This is a genomic window from Ruminococcus sp., assembly GCF_024684275.1.
In genome coordinates, this window is the sequence record NZ_JAIKXF010000105.1 from 1 (window position 1) to 18,905 (window position 18,905).

The following is an 18,905-nucleotide window of genomic DNA, read 5'->3' on the forward strand; positions in this document are numbered from 1 at the left end:
TGCGGCACACAACACGCACCGCTTAATGCTGCTCGGTCTCCCGCCTGACATGGTTCACGGGGTCTTGTTGCACAGGGCCCACACATCTATATTTCGGAATTTCACACCCGTTTATACGAGCAGACGATGCTCTTTTAATATATTATCATAAAAGCAAACTTTTGTCAAGCAAAAATTTGAACAGAGCCCAGGTTCCCTGTACAGTCCTCGTTTTTTTCTGCAAAAAACAAGATTTATTGACATAATTTATACCTTGTGCTATACTTATATAAAATTACTTTTACGAAAGGACACGTTATGGACTCTCCCGAAATACTATACATGGTCGTTCCCTGCTATAATGAGCAGGAGGTCCTTCCCGAGACCTCAAAGCAGCTCAGGACTAAGTATTCAGCCCTTATGGAGCAAGGGCTCATCTCCCGTGAGAGCCGAATTGTTTTCGTGAACGACGGCTCAGCAGACCGTACTTGGAGCATTATACAGGAGCTTCACCGTACCGAGCCGCAGTTTTTCTCGGGTATCGACCTCGCCCACAACAGCGGTCATCAGAACGCTGTGCTTGCAGGACTCATGACTGTCAAGGATCTATGCGATATGTGCATAACTATAGACGCTGACCTGCAGGACGATATAAATACTATCGACGAAATGGTAAAGAAGTACTACGAGGGCAATCAGGTGGTATACGGTGTAAGAAGCGCCCGTGATACCGATACATTATTTAAGAAATCCACTGCCGAGGGCTTCTATAAGTTCATGAAGATAATGGGCGCGGACGTAATATACAACCACGCGGATTTCCGCCTTATGAGCAAAAGAGTTCTACAGGAGCTGTCAGGCTTCAAGGAGGTCAATCTCTTTCTCCGCGGAATGGTACCCCTTATCGGCTTTCAGAACTGCAAGGTGTACTACGAGCGCCATGAAAGAGCCGCAGGCGAGAGCAAATACCCTCTGAAAAAAATGCTCTCATTCGCCATAAACGGCATAACTTCCTTCAGCACCAAGCCGCTGAAGCTCATAACAGGTCTTGGACTTGTCATGTCCGCAGTCAGCATAATCGCGTTCATATGGGCGTTCATAACCAAAATAGTAGGCTTCACCGAGCACGGCTGGTCAAGCACCATGTGCTCTATATGGCTCATCGGCGGCCTGCAGCTGTTCTGCCTGGGTATAATCGGCGAGTACATTGGCAAGATATATGCCGAGGTCAAGCAGAGACCGCGTTATATCGTGGCGGAATTTCTCAGCGACGTGAATGAAAAGGAAAAGAAATAGCAGGTTATGGCTTTTTTCTCCTGCCCCCCTTGACAAACAGGAAAAACTGTGCTAAGATATTTGTATAATATTGCGAAAAACGTTGATGAGGAAGGCTTTTCCGATACCGTTTCAGAGAGCAGCCGCTCGGTGCGAGGCTGCACGGCATGGGATACCACAGCACACCGCCTCTGAGTACGCCCAATAAGCGTCGGGAGCTCCCGTTACAGAGCACTTGAGATACGGAGTATGCTCCGTGTGAATCAGGGTGGAACCACGGTGATCATCGTCCCTTATGCCTTATTACAGGCGTGAGGGGCGTTTTTTGTTATCATTTGCAGGGGAGGTGAGTATTTGAGCAATATCAGCTACAATAAGCAGGAAGAAGCCTTTGAGCTTCCATATAAGCTATGGGATAAGCCCATGACCGTCCGCTTCTACGTGGACGACGAAAAGCAGATAATGGATAACCTTTCCTCTATCGCAAAAAAACTGTCAAAGCTTGACAGCAGCCGCCGTCAGATAGCAGAGATCATCATAGACGAGGGCTACTATGAGGGCGCCGATCCCGACGCACTGGCTAAACTGCTGGAGCTCAGAAACGTCCATATTGATCTGGACGACGGAGATGTCATAGTCTGCTTCGATACGGGTACAAATGACGGATATATGAAGGATTTCGTGTACGTCGAATTGTTCGCCGAGATGTTCGAGATAACAGGCTGGGCGGATTGATATGGAAAGACCGGTACGAAAGGATATACGCCTCGATAATTACGATTATTCCCATAACGGCGCATATTTCATTACCATTTGCACCAAAAATAAAATGTGCATTTTCTGGGATAAAAACGATAAATATAAACCAATTGCGGACAACCAACCGCCAATTGTAGGGGCGCACAGTGTGCGCCCGCCCAAAGCCAATCAAAGTAAAAAGATACATTTGTCCGAAATCGGAAGAATAATAAAAATCGGATTACAGAATATAAACAATTATTATCCAATGGTATATGTAGACAAATTTGTAATTATGCCTAACCATATTCACGTAATTATTCGTATTGAAACGGATAATTTATTGAGTGTTGTTGGAAACGGGCGCACAATGTGCGCCCCTACATTATCAATGATAATAAAAAATTTCAAAGAATTTGTTACAAAACAGATTGGTTTTTCCGTGTGGCAAAAATCGTTTTACGACCGTATATTGCGGAATGAATGGGAATACCGCAACGCATGGCAATACATCGAAAACAACCCGATAAATTGGGAGAATGATGAATTATTCTGCAAGGAATAACAGTCATCACACAATTGATACGATAATTATGCATTACGCATTATGCATTATGAATTAATAAAAAGGAGAGATCATCATGATCAAATTAACATTACCAGACGGCAGCGTTCGTGAGATCGAGGCTGCACAGTCAGCAGCAGAGGTCATCAAGGGCATAGGCATGGGACTTTACAAGGCAGCTTGCTGTGTAAAGATAAACGGCGAGGTCAAGGACCTCCGCACTGTTATCGACAGCGACTGTCAGTTCGAGGTCTGCACATTTGACAGCCTTGACGGCAAAAAGACCTTCTGGCACACAGCTTCTCATATCCTTGCACAGGCTGTAAAGAGACTTTACCCTGCTGCAAAGTTGGCTATCGGTCCTGCTATCGACAACGGCTTCTACTATGACTTTGACCTCGAAAAGCCATTTACTCCCGAGGAGCTTGAAAAGATCGAGGCTGAGATGAAGAAGATCGTCAAGGAAGAGCTTGAGCTCGAAAAATTTGAGCTCTCACCTGCTGACGCTATCGCTAAGCTGAAGGAAATGGACGAGCCTTACAAGGTTGAGCTCTGCGAGGAACACGCTGACAAGGGCGAGCCTATCTCATTCTACAAGCAGGGCGAGTTCATCGACCTCTGCGCAGGTCCTCACCTTATGACAACAGCTCCTGTAAAGGCATTCAAGCTTCTTTCATGTACAGGTGCTTACTGGAGAGGAAACGAGAACAACAAGATGCTCAGCCGTGTATACGCTATCGCATTCCCGAAGGCTTCACAGCTTGACGAATACATCAAGATGATCGAGGAAGCTAAGCTCCGCGACCACAAGAAGCTTGGCAAGGAGCTCAGTCTCTTTATGTTCGACCACACAGCTCCCGGTATGCCTTACTGGCTCCCAAGAGGCTGGAAGCTCTTTAATGCACTTCTTGAATACTGGAGAGGCGTTCACGAGGATCACGGCTATACAGAGATCTCAGGTCCTGTTCTCTCAAAGAAGGAGCTCTGGGTAACATCAGGTCACTGGGACCACTATCAGGACGGTATGTTCGTTATCCCTTCCGAGGAGGAGAACGAGGTCTACTGCGCTAAGCCTATGAACTGCCCAAATGCTATCAAGGTTTATATGAACAAGCAGCGTTCCTACAAGGAGCTTCCTCTTAAATTCAATCAGGTTGACGTTATCCACCGTAAGGAGAAGTCAGGCGAGCTCAACGGTCTTTTCCGCGTACAGCAGTTCAGACAGGACGATGCTCATATCCTCGTAACTGAGGAGCAGATAGCTTCCGAGATAAACGATATAATGGACATCGCAACCGAGATATACAACACATTCGGTCTTGAATACAAGGCTGAGCTCTCAACTCGTCCTGACGATTTCATGGGCGATATAAAGGTATGGGACAAGGCTGAGGCTGATCTGAAGGCTATCCTCGAGGAGAAGTACGGTCCTGACGGATACGAGCTCAACGAGGGCGACGGTGCATTCTACGGTCCTAAGATCGACCTGAAGATGAAGGACGCTATCGGACGTGAGTGGCAGATGGGTACTATCCAGCTCGACTTCCAGCTTCCTCTCAACTTCAAGATGAAGTACATCGCTTCTGACGGCTCAGAGAAGCAGCCTGTAATGATACACAGAGCTATATTCGGTTCATTCGAGAGATTCATCGGTATCATCACCGAGAACTTCGCAGGCGCATTCCCGTTCTGGCTCTCACCAATGCAGGTAGGTATCGTTCCTATCAGAACAGACCACAACGACTACGCTAAGAAGGTAGCAGACCTCCTCAAGAAAAACCACATCAGAGCAGAGGTAGACTACACCGACGACAACATGAAGAACAAGATAAGACGCTTCAAGGACTACAAGGATCCGTATGTTGTCATCATTGGTGACAGCGAAGCTGAGAACGAGCAGGTCTCCATCAATATCAGAGGAAACAAGCAGCTCAAGAACGTGCCTCTTGACAAGTTCATCGAGATGTGCAGAACTATGAACGATGAGCACTCTCTCGATATCATAGACACTATTTGATAAGCAAATTAAGTGGCTGCCAACGGGCAGCCACTGATTTATACAGAATTATCATGTACAGGGCGGATTTTTTCCGCCTGTAAATAAAAAACAAACGGAGGGATATTTATGAACGAGCTTTGCATGATAATCAAGGACATGGTAATACCTAACTTTATGAACATAAGGACTTCTCTGCGAACTTACGACCGTGACGCGCTCTGCTGCGGAGCTCCCTGCTGGCGCTGGGCTTATCACGCTATCCATTCGGCGGACAAGTGGTTCATAAATCCCTGCGTTTACGATGAGCCGCCTTTCCATGAGGAGGGCATGGACAACCCCGATAATTCTACATCGGTAGTCCTCTCCGATGAGCAGCTTTTAGAGTACCTCGACGCGGTAGAGAAGAAAACTCTGGACTACATCGACACGCTCACAGATAATATGCTCTATGAGAAGCCCGAAAACTGCGAACATACACGCATGGAGCTTGTGCTCAGACAATTCAGGCATATATCATTCCACACGGGAATGCTCAACGGTCAGACAGCTCTGGCTACAGGAAAATTCCCAATGTGGGTTTCACAGGCTGATAAATACGTCGATGACGGCATATTCTTCGGCAGATACCGCAAGGGACAGGTAACTAAATGATAAAAGGACACCTATTAGGTGTCCTTTTTATGCATAATTAAAGGGCGGATAATATCCGCCCCTACTTTTTTGTGAATTGCGGAACTCCGAGAACGGCGTTCCCTGCAATCAGAATATCATCTTAGCTTCGAGGTATGCAACGAGGTCGTTGATATTTACTCTCTCCTGCTGCATTGTATCACGGTCGCGGACAGTTACGCAGTTGTCATTCTCCAGTGTATCGAAGTCGTATGTAATACAGAATGGTGTACCGATCTCGTCCTGACGGCGGTATCTCTTACCGATAGTACCTGCCTCGTCGAAGTCTACCATGAACTTCTTTGAAAGCATATCGTATACTTCCTCAGCCTTTGGTGTGAGCTTCTTGACCAGTGGGAGTACAGCTGCCTTGTAAGGTGCAAGAGCAGGGTGGAAGTGCATAACAGTTCTTGTTTCCTTCTTCTCCTTGCCGTCCTTGTCTGTGGAAACAAGCTCCTCCTCATCGTAAGCCTCTGTAACAACTGAGAGGAAGAGTCTCTCAACACCGAGAGAAGGCTCGATAACGTATGGTATATACTTCTCGTTTGTCTCAGGATCGAAGTATTCAAGTGACTTGCCGCTGGTGTTGATGTGCTGTGTCAGGTCATAGTCTGTTCTGTCAGCAACGCCCCAGAGCTCGCCCCAGCCGAATGGGAAGAGGTACTCGAAGTCTGTTGTAGCCTTTGAATAGAAGCAGAGCTCCTCCTTGTCGTGGTCACGGAGACGGATATTCTCCTCCTTGAGACCAAGTGAGAGAAGGAAGTTCTTGCAGTAGCTTCTCCAGTAGTCGAACCACTCAAGGTCAGTACCGGGCTTGCAGAAGAATTCAAGCTCCATCTGCTCGAACTCACGTACACGGAAGATAAAGTTACCGGGAGTTATCTCGTTACGGAAGGACTTACCTACCTGAGCAACACCGAAAGGAACCTTTTTACGTGTGGTTCTCTGGATATTAGCGAAGTTTACGAAGATACCCTGTGCAGTCTCGGGACGGAGATAAAGCTCAGACTTGCTGTCCTCGGTAACGCCCTGGAAGGTCTTGAACATAAGATTGAACTGACGTATATCTGTGAAGTTCTGCTTGCCGCAGTTAGGGCATACTATGCCTTTTTCCTTGATATAATTCATCATCTGCTCGTTGGACCAGCCTGCAACGTTAGTGCCGTCGAAGTCTTCGATGAGGTTGTCTGCACGGTGACGTGTCTTACACTCCTTACAGTCCATGAGAGGATCAGAGAAGCCGCCGATATGTCCCGAAGCCACCCATGTCTGAGGATTCATAAGGATAGCGGAGTCAAGACCTACGTTGTACTTATTCTCCTGTACGAACTTTTTGAGCCAAGCCTTTTTGATGTTGTTTTTGAGCTCAACGCCCAGCGGACCGTAGTCCCATGTATTTGCAAGACCGCCGTATATCTCAGAGCCCGGATAAACGAAGCCCTTTGACTTACAAAGGTCAACTATCTTGTCCATTACTTTTTCATTGTTTTTAAGCATAATAAGCAACCTCGCTTTTATTATTTAATAGTTACATTATATTGTAACTCAAACGGAAAAAAAAGTCAAGTGCTTAATAACATAGAGCGTAAACAGCGCACCATGCAGGCTGAAATTCAACATTCTGTTGAATACAACGTTAAAAATACCAAATTGACGGGTTGAAATGCGCCAAAAAATGTGATATAATATCAGCATAGCAGATATTATGATCATAAAATCCCCTCGCAGACAGTCATTCAGGGCAATAGTATCACAATGCTTTGCTTTTGTGATACCACACATAACTATACGGAAAAGTGATATTTACTATGGATAAGAATTTTGACCTTCAGAAATACCTGACCAACGGCGTTGAGAGCATTGTTGCCGAATCGCTCAGGGCAGTTCTGAAAGATCCGCGCGAAACAGCCTTCATGCTGAAATTCGCCGCGGCAAGCAAAAAGGCTTCAAAAAAACGTGCTCAGAGCGCTGAAAAAGGCGAGCACATACCGCCCTTTCTCATTGCCAGCATAACGTCAAGCTGCAACCTCCACTGTGCAGGCTGTTATTCAAGGTGCAGCAGCGCCACTACAGATACACCTCCCAAAGACCAGCTGACCGCCGAGGAATGGCTGAAAATATTCACCGAAGCTGATAATATCGGCATAAGCTACATACTCCTTGCAGGCGGCGAGCCCCTTATGCGCCGCGACGTTATAAACGCAGCAGCTTCTGTTAAAAATATCATATTCCCCATTCTCACTAACGGAACATTTATTAATCAGCAATACTTCGATATATTTGAAAAAAACCGCAACCTCATACCCGTTATGAGCATAGAGGGAGGCCGTGAAGCCACAGATTCAAGGCGCGGTGAGGGCGTTTATGATATGCTCTGCGGAAATATGGAAAAATTCCGTGAAAAGAGCCTGCTTTTCGGAGCCTCAGTAACGGTTACCACCGAAAATATCAGCGAGATAAGCTCTGACGAATTCATCGGCGGACTTGCGGAAAAGGGCTGCAAGCTGGTGATATTCGTGGAATACGTGCCTATGGACTCTGACAGCGAAGGGCTTGCTCCCACTGACAGCGAAAGGCAGCTGCTTACGGACAGGATAACTGCTCTCAGGAGCATCCACACCGATGTAGTGTTCCTGTCATTTCCGGGAGACGAAAAGTCCTCGGGCGGCTGTATCGCCGCAGGCAGGGGATTTTTCCACATCAATTCACACGGCGGTGCAGAGCCATGTCCCTTCTCGCCATATTCCGACATAAATGTCCGCGACACATCGCTGAGAGAGGCTTTGCGCTCACGGCTGTTCACTGCGCTCCGCAGCGGTGATATCCTTGCGGACGACCATGCAGGCGGCTGTGTGCTGTACCAAAAACGTGCAGCGGTAGAAGCTCTGCTAAAAAAATGATCATATAGGAGACCTTTAATGAATATTGAAATAACAAGAATAAATCAGGGAATAGAAAACGATCCAAAGGGCTATGTCAGGGTAGTCAACGAGGACTACCTCTACAAGCTGACACAGATAGCCAACGAAATAGCCGAAAATCACACCGAAAAGCCCGTAATACTCCTTTCGGGGCCATCAGGCTCGGGCAAGACAACAACGGCGATGATGATAGAAAAGCTCCTTGACGACATGGGGCACGAAACACACACTCTTTCTATGGATAACTGGTTCTGTCCGCTGACAGAAGCCGAAAAGGCTCTTGCGGCTGAGGGCAAAATGGACCTCGAATCTCCGCTCCGCGTGGACAGCCAGCTCCTCAACCAGCAGATAGAGGCTATAAGTGCCTGCCGCGAGATAGAGCTGCCCAAATACGACTTCAAGACCTCCACCCGTACAGGCTCGGGCAGGAAATTCAAACGAAACAAGGGCGAAATAGTTATATTCGAGGGCATACACGCTCTCAATCCCGCTGTCATAACCGTTCCCGACAGCATGATAAGCAAGATATATGTCAGCGTCCGCACCAGAATATCAGGGGAAAACATTCTTCTTCACCCATCAAGGGTAAGACTTATGCGCCGCATGATACGCGACAAGAACTTCCGCAAGCGCTCTCTCCGCGAGACCATGAATATGTTCCACAGCGTTGAGGCAGGCGAAAACAAGTACATAATGCCCTATAAATACCGCTCTGACTATGATGTTGACACATTTATGTCATATGAGCTTTCAGCCTACAGAAACGACCTCCTTGCACAGCTTGGCGAGCTTTCTGACGTTCCCGAGGTAAGAGAGTGCATAGCTGTGCTTGAGCAGCTCACTCCGCTTGACAAGGCGGATATAACTCCCGATTCGCTGATATGCGAATTTATAGGCCACGGACAATTCAAATACTGATGATCGGGACGGATAGTCCCATATAGAATAGGAGACAGAATAATATGGAATATCTCGAAAACCGAGAGCTTTCTTGGATAAAATTCAATAAAAGAGTCCTTGAAGAAGCTGTCGATCCCGATACGCCCCTTCTTGAAAGACTTTCATTTTCCGCAATATATCAGAGCAATCTGGACGAATTTTTCATGGTCCGTGTGGGCTCTGTAACAGAAAAAGCTAAGAAAAAAAATACTAAGCCCGACAAATTCTCGGGTATGACGCCTTCACAGCAGCTTGACGCTATTTTCACCGCTGTCCGCAGACTTCAGCCCTCTGTTGAGGGAGCTTTCCTCACCACCATGAGCGAGCTGGCAGAATTCGGCTATGAGCACGTTTCCTTTGACAAAATGACAAAGGAGGAGCTCTCACAGCTTGAGCTGTACTTCAAGCGCGAGATCAAGCCATTTATCTCGGGCATAGTCATCAATGACGCCCTGCCTTTCCCATTCCTCCAGAACAAGGAGATATACGCCGTGGTACAGCTGGGCTCAAAAAAAGGCATATCCATAGGTCTGATACCTGCCACCATAAACCGCTCTGAGCGCATAATCCCACTGGACGAAAACGGCAAGCGCTTTATCCTCGCCGAGGAGGTAATACTGCACTTTGCTCATCAGATGTTCAAGAATTACAAGGTCATAGACCGCACTCTCATAAGAGTTACCCGAAGCGCCGCTATTACGGCTTCGGGAACAGGTCCCGAGTTCCGCAGACGCATGGAGGAGCTGGTTGACAAGCGCCAGAAGCTCCAGCCTATGCGCCTTGAAATGTCGGGAGTTTTCAGCCGCGACGCACTGGATTACCTCTGCAAGAAGCTGAAAATAAAGAACGCCCGTGTATTCACATCGAGAATACCTCTTGACCTATCATACCTGTTCACATTGCAGGAATATGATGATGATCCCAAGCTCCATTATACTCCGCGTACTCCGCGAAAGCCTGCGGCTCTCTCAGATACGCGCCCTGTATTTTCACAGGTCAAGTCAAGGGATATACTGCTGAGCTATCCGTTTGAGTCCATAAATCAGTCGTTTATCAGGCTCTTACAGGAGTCTGCAAACGATCCTAAGGTTACCTCTATAAAGATAACTCTCTACCGTCTTGCACGAAACAGCAAGGTCATAGACGCACTGTGCACCGCCGCCGAAAACGGCAAGGACGTCCTCGTTATGATAGAGCTCCGCGCCCGATTTGACGAGGAAAACAACATAGAATGGTCAAAGCACTTGCAGGAGGCAGGCGTAAATGTCATTTACGGTCCCAAAGAGTACAAGGCTCACTCAAAGCTCCTGCTCATCACACGCAAGGCACAGGGCGGAAGCTTCGACTACGTGACACAGATAGGCACGGGCAACTATAACGAAAAGACCGCTGCCCTCTACACCGACTTGATGCTGCTGACCGCCGACAGGGACATAGCTGCCGACGCAGAGGCGGTATTCACAGCTCTGCAAAACGGCACTTTCGTAGAAAAGACCAATAAGCTCCTTGTGTCGCCCCTTGCTCTGAGACCGCAGGTGCTGGCTATGATGGACGAACAGATAGCTATTGCCAAAAGCGGCGGAAAGGGCTATATCGCCGCAAAGATAAACTCCCTCAATGACTCAGCCATTATCGCAAAGCTTGTTGAGGCTTCACAGGCCGGTGTCAAGGTAGAGCTCATAGTCCGCGGGCTGTGCTGCCTTATCGCAGGAGTTCAGGGATATACCGAGAATATCACCGTCCGCAGCATCGTGGGACGATTCCTCGAACACAGCCGTATATTCATATTCGGTGAGAACGGTGCTGACCAGAAGATATACATCGGCTCAGCCGACTATATGAGCAGAAATACTGTCCGCAGAGTAGAGGTCGCAGCTCCTGTCGAGGACGAGCGCCTGAAAAAGCGTATCCGCGAGATGTTCAGCGTCATCATGCGCGACAATACAAAGGCAAGGATAATGCTCAGCGACGGCACTTATATCCGTGAACGCAGAAATTCGGATATACCGTTCAATTCACAGGAATACTTCTACGAGGAGGCTTACAAAGCCCTTGAAAGCAAAAGCTCCCGTCAGGAGCAGCTAAGGAAAAACCGCGAAAAGGGCGCTGCTAAAAAGTCGGCTGCCAAAAAAGCTCCTGCTAAGAAAGCAGCAGAAAAAACTACAGCGGCAAAGACCACGGGAAGAAAAAAGACTGCAAAGCCTGCTCCCGGAAAGAATGAAACAGCTCCTAAAAGACGGGGAAGACCTAAAAAGACGGAATGACCGAAATTTTGCGTAAAATTCACAAAAAGTCCATATTTTACCTGAGGCATTTGAAAGAAAATACTTGAAACAAGTCGTTTTTTGTGATATAATAATCTGGTATTAAACTATCTGAGGTTTGGTTAAATGATTGGATACTATAACTATACGGTTATTCTTACATATATGAGCCTCGTTTCCTCCGTTATCGGTATGCTATTTGCAATAGGCTACGGCGGAACGAGACCTCACCCCGAATATGCCATAATATGTCTTATGGTGTCGGGGCTCTGTGATATGTTCGATGGTAAGGTCGCCCGTACAAAAAAAGACCGTACCGAGAGCGAAAAAAAATTCGGGATACAGATAGATTCCCTATGTGACGCTATCTGCTTCGGTGTCCTTCCTGCGGTGATCGGATATTCCATAGGCATGAAGGACTGGTGCGATCTGCCTATCCTTGTGCTTTTTCCGCTTTGCGCTGTCATAAGACTTGCATATTTCAACGTAGCCGAGGAGGAGCGCCAGAAAAAGACCTCTGAAAACCGCAAGGTCTATGAAGGTCTGCCCGTTACCAGTGTTGCGCTGATAATACCGCTGCTTTACAGCTTCCACAAGGACATCGGCGGAGACTGGTTCCCCGAGATATACGGCGGAGCTCTGCTGCTCATCGCACTGGCTTTCATAACTCGCTTCAAGGTGAAAAAGCCAAGCATGAAGACCATGCTGTGCTTCATCGGAGTAGGTATTATCGAGCTTATTTGGATGCTCTATAAGACCAAAACAAGGTAAGATCACAGGCTGCCGCACACTGCGGCAGCTTTTTTCGCAAAAAAGGACTTTACAACCTTTAAAATATAATGTATAATAATATGACCAAGATACTATACGAATCTTAGAAAGGATCACATATATGAAAAAGCAGTTTTTCTGCATATGCGCTGCGGCGGTACTCACTGTCTGCGGAGCCTCCTGCGGCAGCCGGCCTGCTTCAAAAAACGGGATAACGGTTTCCGTCGAGACTGTGAACAATGTCCCGATAAAGGACATCATTGCCAATACCACAGGCAAATGGGAGACTACAAAGGAATACCTCAACGGCAGAGAGCGCAGCAATTCAGATATGACCTATAACTGCTATGACCTTGCTGCTGACGGCAGCGGTATCTGCTATACCCCCGACGGAAACAAGCAGCAGGTAAGCTGGGAGGTCACCTCAGACGGCGGCGTAAGGATACTTTACGAGGAAATGGGCGAGCTCACCGAGTACTACGACTTTCTGGGCTGCGACCTCGTTACAAAAAAACAGACCGATGAGGGAACTCTCGATATATACCTTGCAAAGGTTACTAAATTCTCAGGCAAAGGAGCTGAAACATGAGAAAAATAATAGCTTTTACTCTTTCAGCCATAGTCCTTCTGTGCTGCCTTTCAGGCTGCGGTGCAAAGCGTGATCCCAAGTATTACGGCAAATGGGAAGCAGACTATATGACAATTGACGGTAAAAAGTATGAGGATATCATGCTCCCTGTAGGTGCGCTGTTCCGCTTTGAGCTGACAGACGACGGCAAGGTCACATGGAAATCTGCGGTGGATAATGCCATTATCCAGAACGCCAACGAGGACAAGGACATGATATGGAAGAATATCGAGGATAACAGGATAGAAATAAAAGTCACCGACCTTTCAGGCAAGACCGAACCTCAGACTATGGAGCTTGAATATATCGATGACGCTCTTGTCATTGATATGGACAGCACTCAGGTACACCTCGTCAAGGTCGACGAATTCAGCGAGATAGATCCGTATCTGATAAACAGCGTTGGAAGCGCTATACAGAATTTCGGCATTAAGGAGTAATAAAGGAGATATTATGAAAAAGATAATTTGTTTTTGCTTGTCAGCCTTCCTGCTTGCAGGTACCTTCTGCGGCTGTTCCGACAAAAAGTCCAAAAAGTCCGATAAGGAGAGCACCACAGAATCTACAACAGCTGAGACCACTGCAAATAATGAGCCAATAGACAACGAGGGAAAGCCTTTCCTCGGTAAATGGGAGTCATACAAGGCTCTTGTAATGGGCGAGGAATACGAAACAGAATATGCAGGCTATCCTCTCAGCGCAGTTGCGAAATTAGAGGTAAATGAGGATAAGACCGCTACGATGATAGTTGCTCTCAATCCCCACGGCAAGGAAAATACCTTTGATTTCTCATGGAACATCACCAATACCGATGGCGAGGACGTGCTTCATCTGGCAAGTCCTACTGACTTTTATGACTGCACCATAAAGCAGGGACAGATGCTTATGAGATACGGCGATTACGATGACGGAACTATCATCTATCTCATGAAAACCAATGAATTCACCGAGATAGAGCGTCCTACAGAGCCCGGGCTGGACAAAGCTGATTTCAGCGGCTTCATGGGCAAGTGGGAAGCTGAGGAGGTAACCTCTGACGGCACCGTATATAACGATAAGCTGGGCGAATACCCAATAAATGCGGCATTCAGGCTTGAGGTCTTTGAGGACAACAACGCGGCAATGTCAATAATCGGCGAAAACTCGTCCTATGAGTGGGAGCCCGACAAAAAGGATCAGCTCTATATGTGGCGTGATTACGAGGGCTTTACCATGAAGATAAACGACGGAAAGCTTTATCTTGACAACGAAATGGGACTTAAACTCAGACTTAAAAAGGTCGATAAATTCTCAGAGTACGACTTTAATGTGAGTCCCGAGGATATCCCCGAGGAGGATATTATCCTCAATCCCGAGGAGGGAACAGAAACCACAACATGATAAGCCTTGCGCTGATGCGCAAAGTTCAGAGTTGAGAGTGAAGAGTTTAGAGTTAATGTGTTCGCTCACATTATTTAAATCTTGTCGCCGCAGGCGACTCCATAACTCTCAGCTCTAAACTGAATAATGATCTCAAAAACAAGCGCAAAGTATCTTTTGCGCTTGTTTTTTTGTGGTTTTTTCAACATTCCCTTTGACATTGAACATCAAGGGTGATATAATAAATTAAGTGTTGATTATTAGCGCAGTCTCTGCGCTTGATCCTATTTTATGATAAAGGAGAGATCATATGCATAAGGAATTCTTAATGGGCAATGCCGCTATTGCAAGAGGTGCTGTTGCGGCAGGTCTGAATCTGGTCTCAGGCTATCCGGGTACTCCATCAACAGAGGTACTCGAAACTACCGCAAAAGTAAACGACGGTTCTATCTATGTTGAATGGTCGGTAAACGAAAAGGCTGCTCTGGAGCTTGGCGCAGGCGCTGCTTACAGCGGTGCCCGTTCAATGGTCACCATGAAGCAGGTAGGTCTTAATGTTGCCTCCGATCCTCTCATGAGCCTTGCCTATATCGGCGTAAAGGGCGGTATGGTAATACTCGTTGCCGACGATCCGGGACCTATATCCTCACAGACAGAGCAGGATACCCGTCATTTTGCTTCATTCTCAAAGCTCCCGTGCTTCGATCCGTCATCGGTTCAGGAAGCCTATGACATGATACAGGAGGCTTTTGAATATTCCGAAAAATACCATACTCCCGTGCTTTTCAGACCTACTACAAGAGTCTGTCACGGCTATGCTTCGATAGAAGTCAAGGATAATGAGGAATACAAGGTAAACAAGCCCGAGGGCTTTGTGAAGGATTCCTCAAAGTGGGTAATATTCCCACGTCTTTCCTATAACGCCCATATAAATATCGAAGCCAGAAATGTTGAGCTTTCGCAGGTATTCTCGGATTATAAGCGCAATATCATAACTGAGGCTGCCGATAAGAGCTGCCGCAGGGGTATCGCTGCTCACGGCATAAGCTATACATACACTTTGGAGGCTCTCCGCGGAAAGAGCGCACCTAAGGTATTCAAGGTTTCAACTCCTTTCCCGTTCCCCGAACAGGCAGCGTTGAAGTTCTTGGAGGGACTTGATGAGGTGCTCTGTATCGAGGAACTTGACCCCGTTATCGAGCGCGAGCTCACCTATATATGCGGAAAATATCACCTGAACACAAAAATACTCGGCAAGCTCACACACCATGTCAAGAACGCAGGCGAGAACACCTGTGCTTCTGTGGCTGAAAATATTGCCGATTTCATGGGCTGGGAGAAGCCTGCCGCTGCTGAAATGGAAGCTCCCCCTGCACTCCCTGTAAGACCTCCCGTACTCTGTGCAGGCTGTCCTCACAGAGCTTCATTCTTCGCAGTCAAGGAGGCGATGAAGGGCAAAAAATCCGTATTCTGCGGAGACATCGGCTGCTATACCCTCGGAAACGCTATGCCGCTCGATATGGTAGATACCTGCCTCTGCATGGGCGCAGGCGTGAATATCACACAGGGTATCGGCAAGATAGAGCCTGATACAAACTGCTTTGCATTTGTGGGAGATTCAACATTCTTCGCCTCTGCTATCACAGGCGCTGTAAATGCTGTTTACAATCAGGCTGATATGACTCTGGTAGTTCTTGATAACTCAACAACTGCCATGACAGGTCATCAGCCTCACCCCGGCACAGGACGCACCATGATGGGCGAGGTAGTCGAAAAGGTGAGCATACAGGATGTCCTCAGGGGCGTTGGCGTCAAGACAGTTGAGACCGTAAATCCGCTTGAGCTCAACAAGGCTATCGACACTGTAAAGCGTGTTTCCGCCGAAAAGGGCGTAAAGGCTATTATATTCAAATCTCCATGTGCTGTACTCATAAAGGGCAATAAGCCTGCTGTTATCGACAACGCTAAGTGTACATCATGCAAAAAGTGCATCAAGACTCTGGGCTGCCCGGGCATCGTACTTCGGGACGGCAGGGTAACTATAGAAAATTCGCTCTGTACAGGCTGCGGACTCTGTTCACAGGTATGTCCTTTCGGAGCAATAGGAGGTGGCGAAAATGCAGAGTAATATCCTTATCTGCGGCGTAGGCGGTCAGGGAATCGTCCTCACATCAAAGCTCATTGCCGCAACTGCTATGGAGCATGATATTCCCGTAATGAGCGCCGAAACTATCGGTATGGCTCAGAAGGGCGGAAGCGTTTTCAGCTTCCTCAGACTGGGTGATGATATATACTGCCCTATGTTTCCCGAGAAAACTGCTGATATAATCATCGGATTCGAGCCCGCAGAGGCAGTACGTATGCTGCCGTATCTGAAGGACGGCGGTCAGGTGGTAGTCAATACCCACCCTATAATGCCTGTTACCGCTACTCTCAGCGGCTCTGACTACACAGGACAGGAAATGATAGAGTACCTTCAGCGCAACGTGAAGAACGTACTTCTTGTTGACGGCACTAAAGCCTGTGAGGAGATAGGCTCGCCAAAGGTTCTCAATATGATAATGCTGGGAGCGTCAGTGCGCAACGACGTGCTGCCATTCTCTGTAGACGATATAGAAGACACCATGAAAAAGACAGTAAAACCACAGTTTGTGGAAATGAACAGCAAAGCACTTCGTTACACTAAGTAGGGGAGAGCGCCTTGCCCTCCCGAGACAAAAGAGAATCGTACAATGGGAGCCCGAGGGCTGGCTCCCCTACAAGTTATCAATCAAAAAACGAAAGGTATGAGAAAATGCAGATAACACAGGCACAGCTCGACCTGGTCAACGACCGTATACGCGCTCTCGTTGAAGCAGGCAGCTTCTACGGAAAAAAGCTTGCAGAGGCAGGCATAACACACGTTGATTCACCCGAGGACTTCACAAAGCTCCCGTTCTCAGAGAAAAAGGACCTCCGCGATGCTTATCCTCTGGGACTTATGACAGCTCCCGAGGAGGAGATTGTCCGTATCCACTCATCATCGGGAACTACAGGTACTCCCGTAATTATCCCCTATACAGCCAAGGACGTTGACGACTGGGCTATCATGTTCAAGCGCTGCTACGAGACAGCAGGCATCACAAACATGGACAGGATACAGATAACCCCAGGCTACGGTCTCTGGACAGCAGGTATCGGCTTCCAGAACGGCGCTGAGAAGCTTGGCGCTATGGTAATACCTATGGGCCCCGGAAATACCGACAAGCAGCTCCAGATGATGCAGGACATGAAGAGCACGGTTCTCTGCTCTACATCTTCATATGCACTTCTTCTCGCTGAGGAGATAGAAAAGCGCGGTATCAAGGACAAGATACACCTTAAAAAGGGCGTTATCGGCTCTGAGCGCTGGAGCGACAAAATGCGCGAGCGTATCCACAATGAGCTTGGGATCGAGCTTTTCGACATCTACGGCCTCACAGAGATATACGGCCCCGGCATCGGTATAAACTGCCCGGGCGAAACTGCTATGCACTATTGGGACGACTTCCTCTACATAGAGATAATCGATCCTAAGACAGGCGAGCCCGTTCCAGACGGCGAAATGGGCGAAATAGTCATCACAACTCTCGTCAAGGAGGGCGCTCCGCTTATCAGATACAGAACTCATGACCTTTCAAGGATAGTTCCCGGCAAGTGCAAGTGCGGACGCTGCTATCCGAGAATAGATGTTATCATGGGACGTACAGACGACATGATGAAGATAAAGGGCGTAAACGTATTCCCGAGCCAGATAGAGGAGGTCCTCGGTACCTTTGGTGAGATCTCCAGTGAGTATCAGATACGTATCTCTCATCTTGACGGCAAGGATACCATGCGTATCTACGTTGAGTCTACAGGCGATGTGGACTTCGCTTCACTCAGCAGCAAGATAGCCGAAAAGGTCAAGAGCAGAATAGGCTTTACTCCTATCGTAAAGGTAGTCGAGGTAGGTGTGCTCCCGAGAAGCATGAAGAAAACTGCCAGAGTTATCGACGAGAGATTCGACTAATAAAATACAGCTTTTACAGGGGCTCTCTCAGAGCCCCTCATATATACTCCCAAAAAGGCATTTTTTCAATGCAAACGGGTTGAATATCAGAAATATTTTTTTATTTTAATTATTACATGAACAGAAACGAACTTATTGCACTTCTCATTACAGGGCTTATAATAGCCTTTTGCGTGTGGCTGTACAGAAAGCTCCGCAAGCCCGACATAACCAAGCTTTACAACGCAAAGACCGTACTCACAGACCGCGAGTATGAATTCTACAAGAAGCTGAAGCCCCTCGCCGACGAGTACGGGCTGAGCATTTTCACAAAGGTGAGGCTTGCTGACCTTATCGAGCCGAAGCCCAAAGCCGAGAATCCATTCTGGATGGAATGCTTCAACAAGATAAAGTCAAAGCATATCGACTTTGCTCTTGCAGATGAGGATACGTCCATAGTGGCGCTTATCGAGCTGGACGATACCACTCATGCACGTCCTGACCGCGTTGAGCGCGATGACTTCGTGAATGCGGTGCTGGCAAATACGGGATATACCCTGCTCCGCACATACGGAGAGCTGGACGTTATTGAGGAATACCTTCGGTAATTTAGAACTAAGAGCTAAGAACTAAGATTGTAGGGGCTGATGCCTACATCAGCCCGATAAAATCAATCATAGATCACGGGGCGATGTGGGTGACTCCCTGTAGTACAGGGAGATGTCCGCAGGACAGAGGGTACGGGTGCCTGTTAGGCATCGCCCCCTACAATTCGTTTTTTTCGATGTT

Annotated in this window: 17 protein-coding genes and 1 other RNA gene; 16 read left to right on the forward strand and 2 right to left on the reverse strand. The window is 47.6% G+C overall.

The features are described 5' to 3' along the window. Positions 1–84: signal recognition particle sRNA small type (ffs, locus tag K5677_RS11950), an RNA gene on the reverse strand; the annotation flags it as partial. A 213-nt stretch (positions 85–297) separates the two neighbouring features. Here ffs and K5677_RS11955 point away from each other — a divergent pair. From K5677_RS11955 to K5677_RS11975, 5 genes are all read left to right on the forward strand, one after another. Further along, entirely contained in the window at positions 298–1,275 is a 978-nt protein-coding gene (locus K5677_RS11955; protein ID WP_296728342.1) for a glycosyltransferase family 2 protein, read from the forward strand. A gap of 333 nt (positions 1,276–1,608) precedes the next feature. Continuing rightward, positions 1,609–1,989 carry a hypothetical protein gene (locus tag K5677_RS11960; RefSeq protein WP_296728344.1) on the forward strand — a complete coding sequence of 127 codons (381 nt, stop codon included), beginning with the start codon at positions 1,609–1,611 and terminating at the stop codon, positions 1,987–1,989. A 1-nt stretch (position 1,990) separates the two neighbouring features. After that, the gene (locus K5677_RS11965; RefSeq protein WP_296728346.1) at positions 1,991–2,557 is read left to right on the forward strand and encodes a transposase; all 567 of its coding nucleotides are present in this window, start codon (positions 1,991–1,993) and stop codon (positions 2,555–2,557) included. 76 nt (positions 2,558–2,633) lie between these two features. Further along, entirely contained in the window at positions 2,634–4,574 is a 1,941-nt protein-coding gene (thrS, locus tag K5677_RS11970; protein ID WP_296728348.1) for a threonine--tRNA ligase, read from the forward strand. Positions 4,575–4,682: 108 nt separating this feature from the next. Continuing rightward, a complete protein-coding gene (locus K5677_RS11975) occupies positions 4,683–5,207 on the forward strand; it encodes a DinB family protein (protein WP_296728351.1) in 525 nt (174 codons plus the stop codon). A gap of 108 nt (positions 5,208–5,315) precedes the next feature. On the opposite strand, the gene K5677_RS11980 is transcribed toward K5677_RS11975, so the two are convergent. Further along, a complete protein-coding gene (locus K5677_RS11980) occupies positions 5,316–6,722 on the reverse strand; it encodes a glycine--tRNA ligase (RefSeq protein ID WP_296728353.1) in 1,407 nt (468 codons plus the stop codon). A gap of 311 nt (positions 6,723–7,033) precedes the next feature. Between K5677_RS11980 and K5677_RS11985 the strand changes: the two genes are divergently transcribed. The 11 genes from K5677_RS11985 (at position 7,034) to K5677_RS12035 (ending at position 18,724) form a co-directional block, all read left to right on the forward strand. Then, positions 7,034–8,125 carry a radical SAM protein gene (locus K5677_RS11985; RefSeq protein ID WP_296728355.1) on the forward strand — a complete coding sequence of 364 codons (1,092 nt, stop codon included), beginning with the start codon at positions 7,034–7,036 and terminating at the stop codon, positions 8,123–8,125. A gap of 18 nt (positions 8,126–8,143) precedes the next feature. Continuing rightward, complete coding sequence (locus K5677_RS11990; protein WP_296728358.1) at positions 8,144–9,064, forward strand: uridine kinase; 921 nt, start codon at positions 8,144–8,146, stop codon at positions 9,062–9,064. Positions 9,065–9,108: 44 nt separating this feature from the next. Next, a complete protein-coding gene (ppk1, locus tag K5677_RS11995; protein WP_296728361.1) occupies positions 9,109–11,349 on the forward strand; it encodes a polyphosphate kinase 1 in 2,241 nt (746 codons plus the stop codon). 126 nt (positions 11,350–11,475) lie between these two features. Continuing rightward, positions 11,476–12,120 (forward strand): CDP-alcohol phosphatidyltransferase family protein, encoded by a 645-nt coding sequence (locus tag K5677_RS12000; protein ID WP_296728363.1) that lies wholly within the window; start codon positions 11,476–11,478, stop codon positions 12,118–12,120. Positions 12,121–12,241: 121 nt separating this feature from the next. Continuing rightward, entirely contained in the window at positions 12,242–12,709 is a 468-nt protein-coding gene (locus tag K5677_RS12005; protein ID WP_296728366.1) for a hypothetical protein, read from the forward strand. Next, positions 12,706–13,188, forward strand: coding sequence for a hypothetical protein (locus tag K5677_RS12010; RefSeq protein ID WP_296728368.1), 483 nt, complete (start codon positions 12,706–12,708; stop codon positions 13,186–13,188). Before K5677_RS12005 ends, K5677_RS12010 begins: the two co-directional genes overlap by 4 nt. Positions 13,189–13,201: 13 nt before the next feature. Next, positions 13,202–14,128: a hypothetical protein gene (locus K5677_RS12015; RefSeq protein ID WP_296728371.1), complete on the forward strand. Its 927-nt coding sequence runs from the start codon at positions 13,202–13,204 to the stop codon at positions 14,126–14,128. A 289-nt stretch (positions 14,129–14,417) separates the two neighbouring features. After that, entirely contained in the window at positions 14,418–16,235 is a 1,818-nt protein-coding gene (iorA, locus tag K5677_RS12020; RefSeq protein WP_296728375.1) for an indolepyruvate ferredoxin oxidoreductase subunit alpha, read from the forward strand. Then, a complete protein-coding gene (locus K5677_RS12025; protein WP_296728377.1) occupies positions 16,225–16,797 on the forward strand; it encodes an indolepyruvate oxidoreductase subunit beta in 573 nt (190 codons plus the stop codon). The genes iorA and K5677_RS12025 overlap by 11 nt, the downstream gene beginning before the upstream one ends. Positions 16,798–16,901: 104 nt before the next feature. Then, positions 16,902–18,137: a phenylacetate--CoA ligase gene (locus tag K5677_RS12030; RefSeq protein WP_296728382.1), complete on the forward strand. Its 1,236-nt coding sequence runs from the start codon at positions 16,902–16,904 to the stop codon at positions 18,135–18,137. 116 nt (positions 18,138–18,253) lie between these two features. Then, positions 18,254–18,724 (forward strand): DUF2726 domain-containing protein, encoded by a 471-nt coding sequence (locus K5677_RS12035; RefSeq protein WP_296728383.1) that lies wholly within the window; start codon positions 18,254–18,256, stop codon positions 18,722–18,724. The last annotated feature ends 181 nt before the right edge of the window (positions 18,725–18,905 follow it).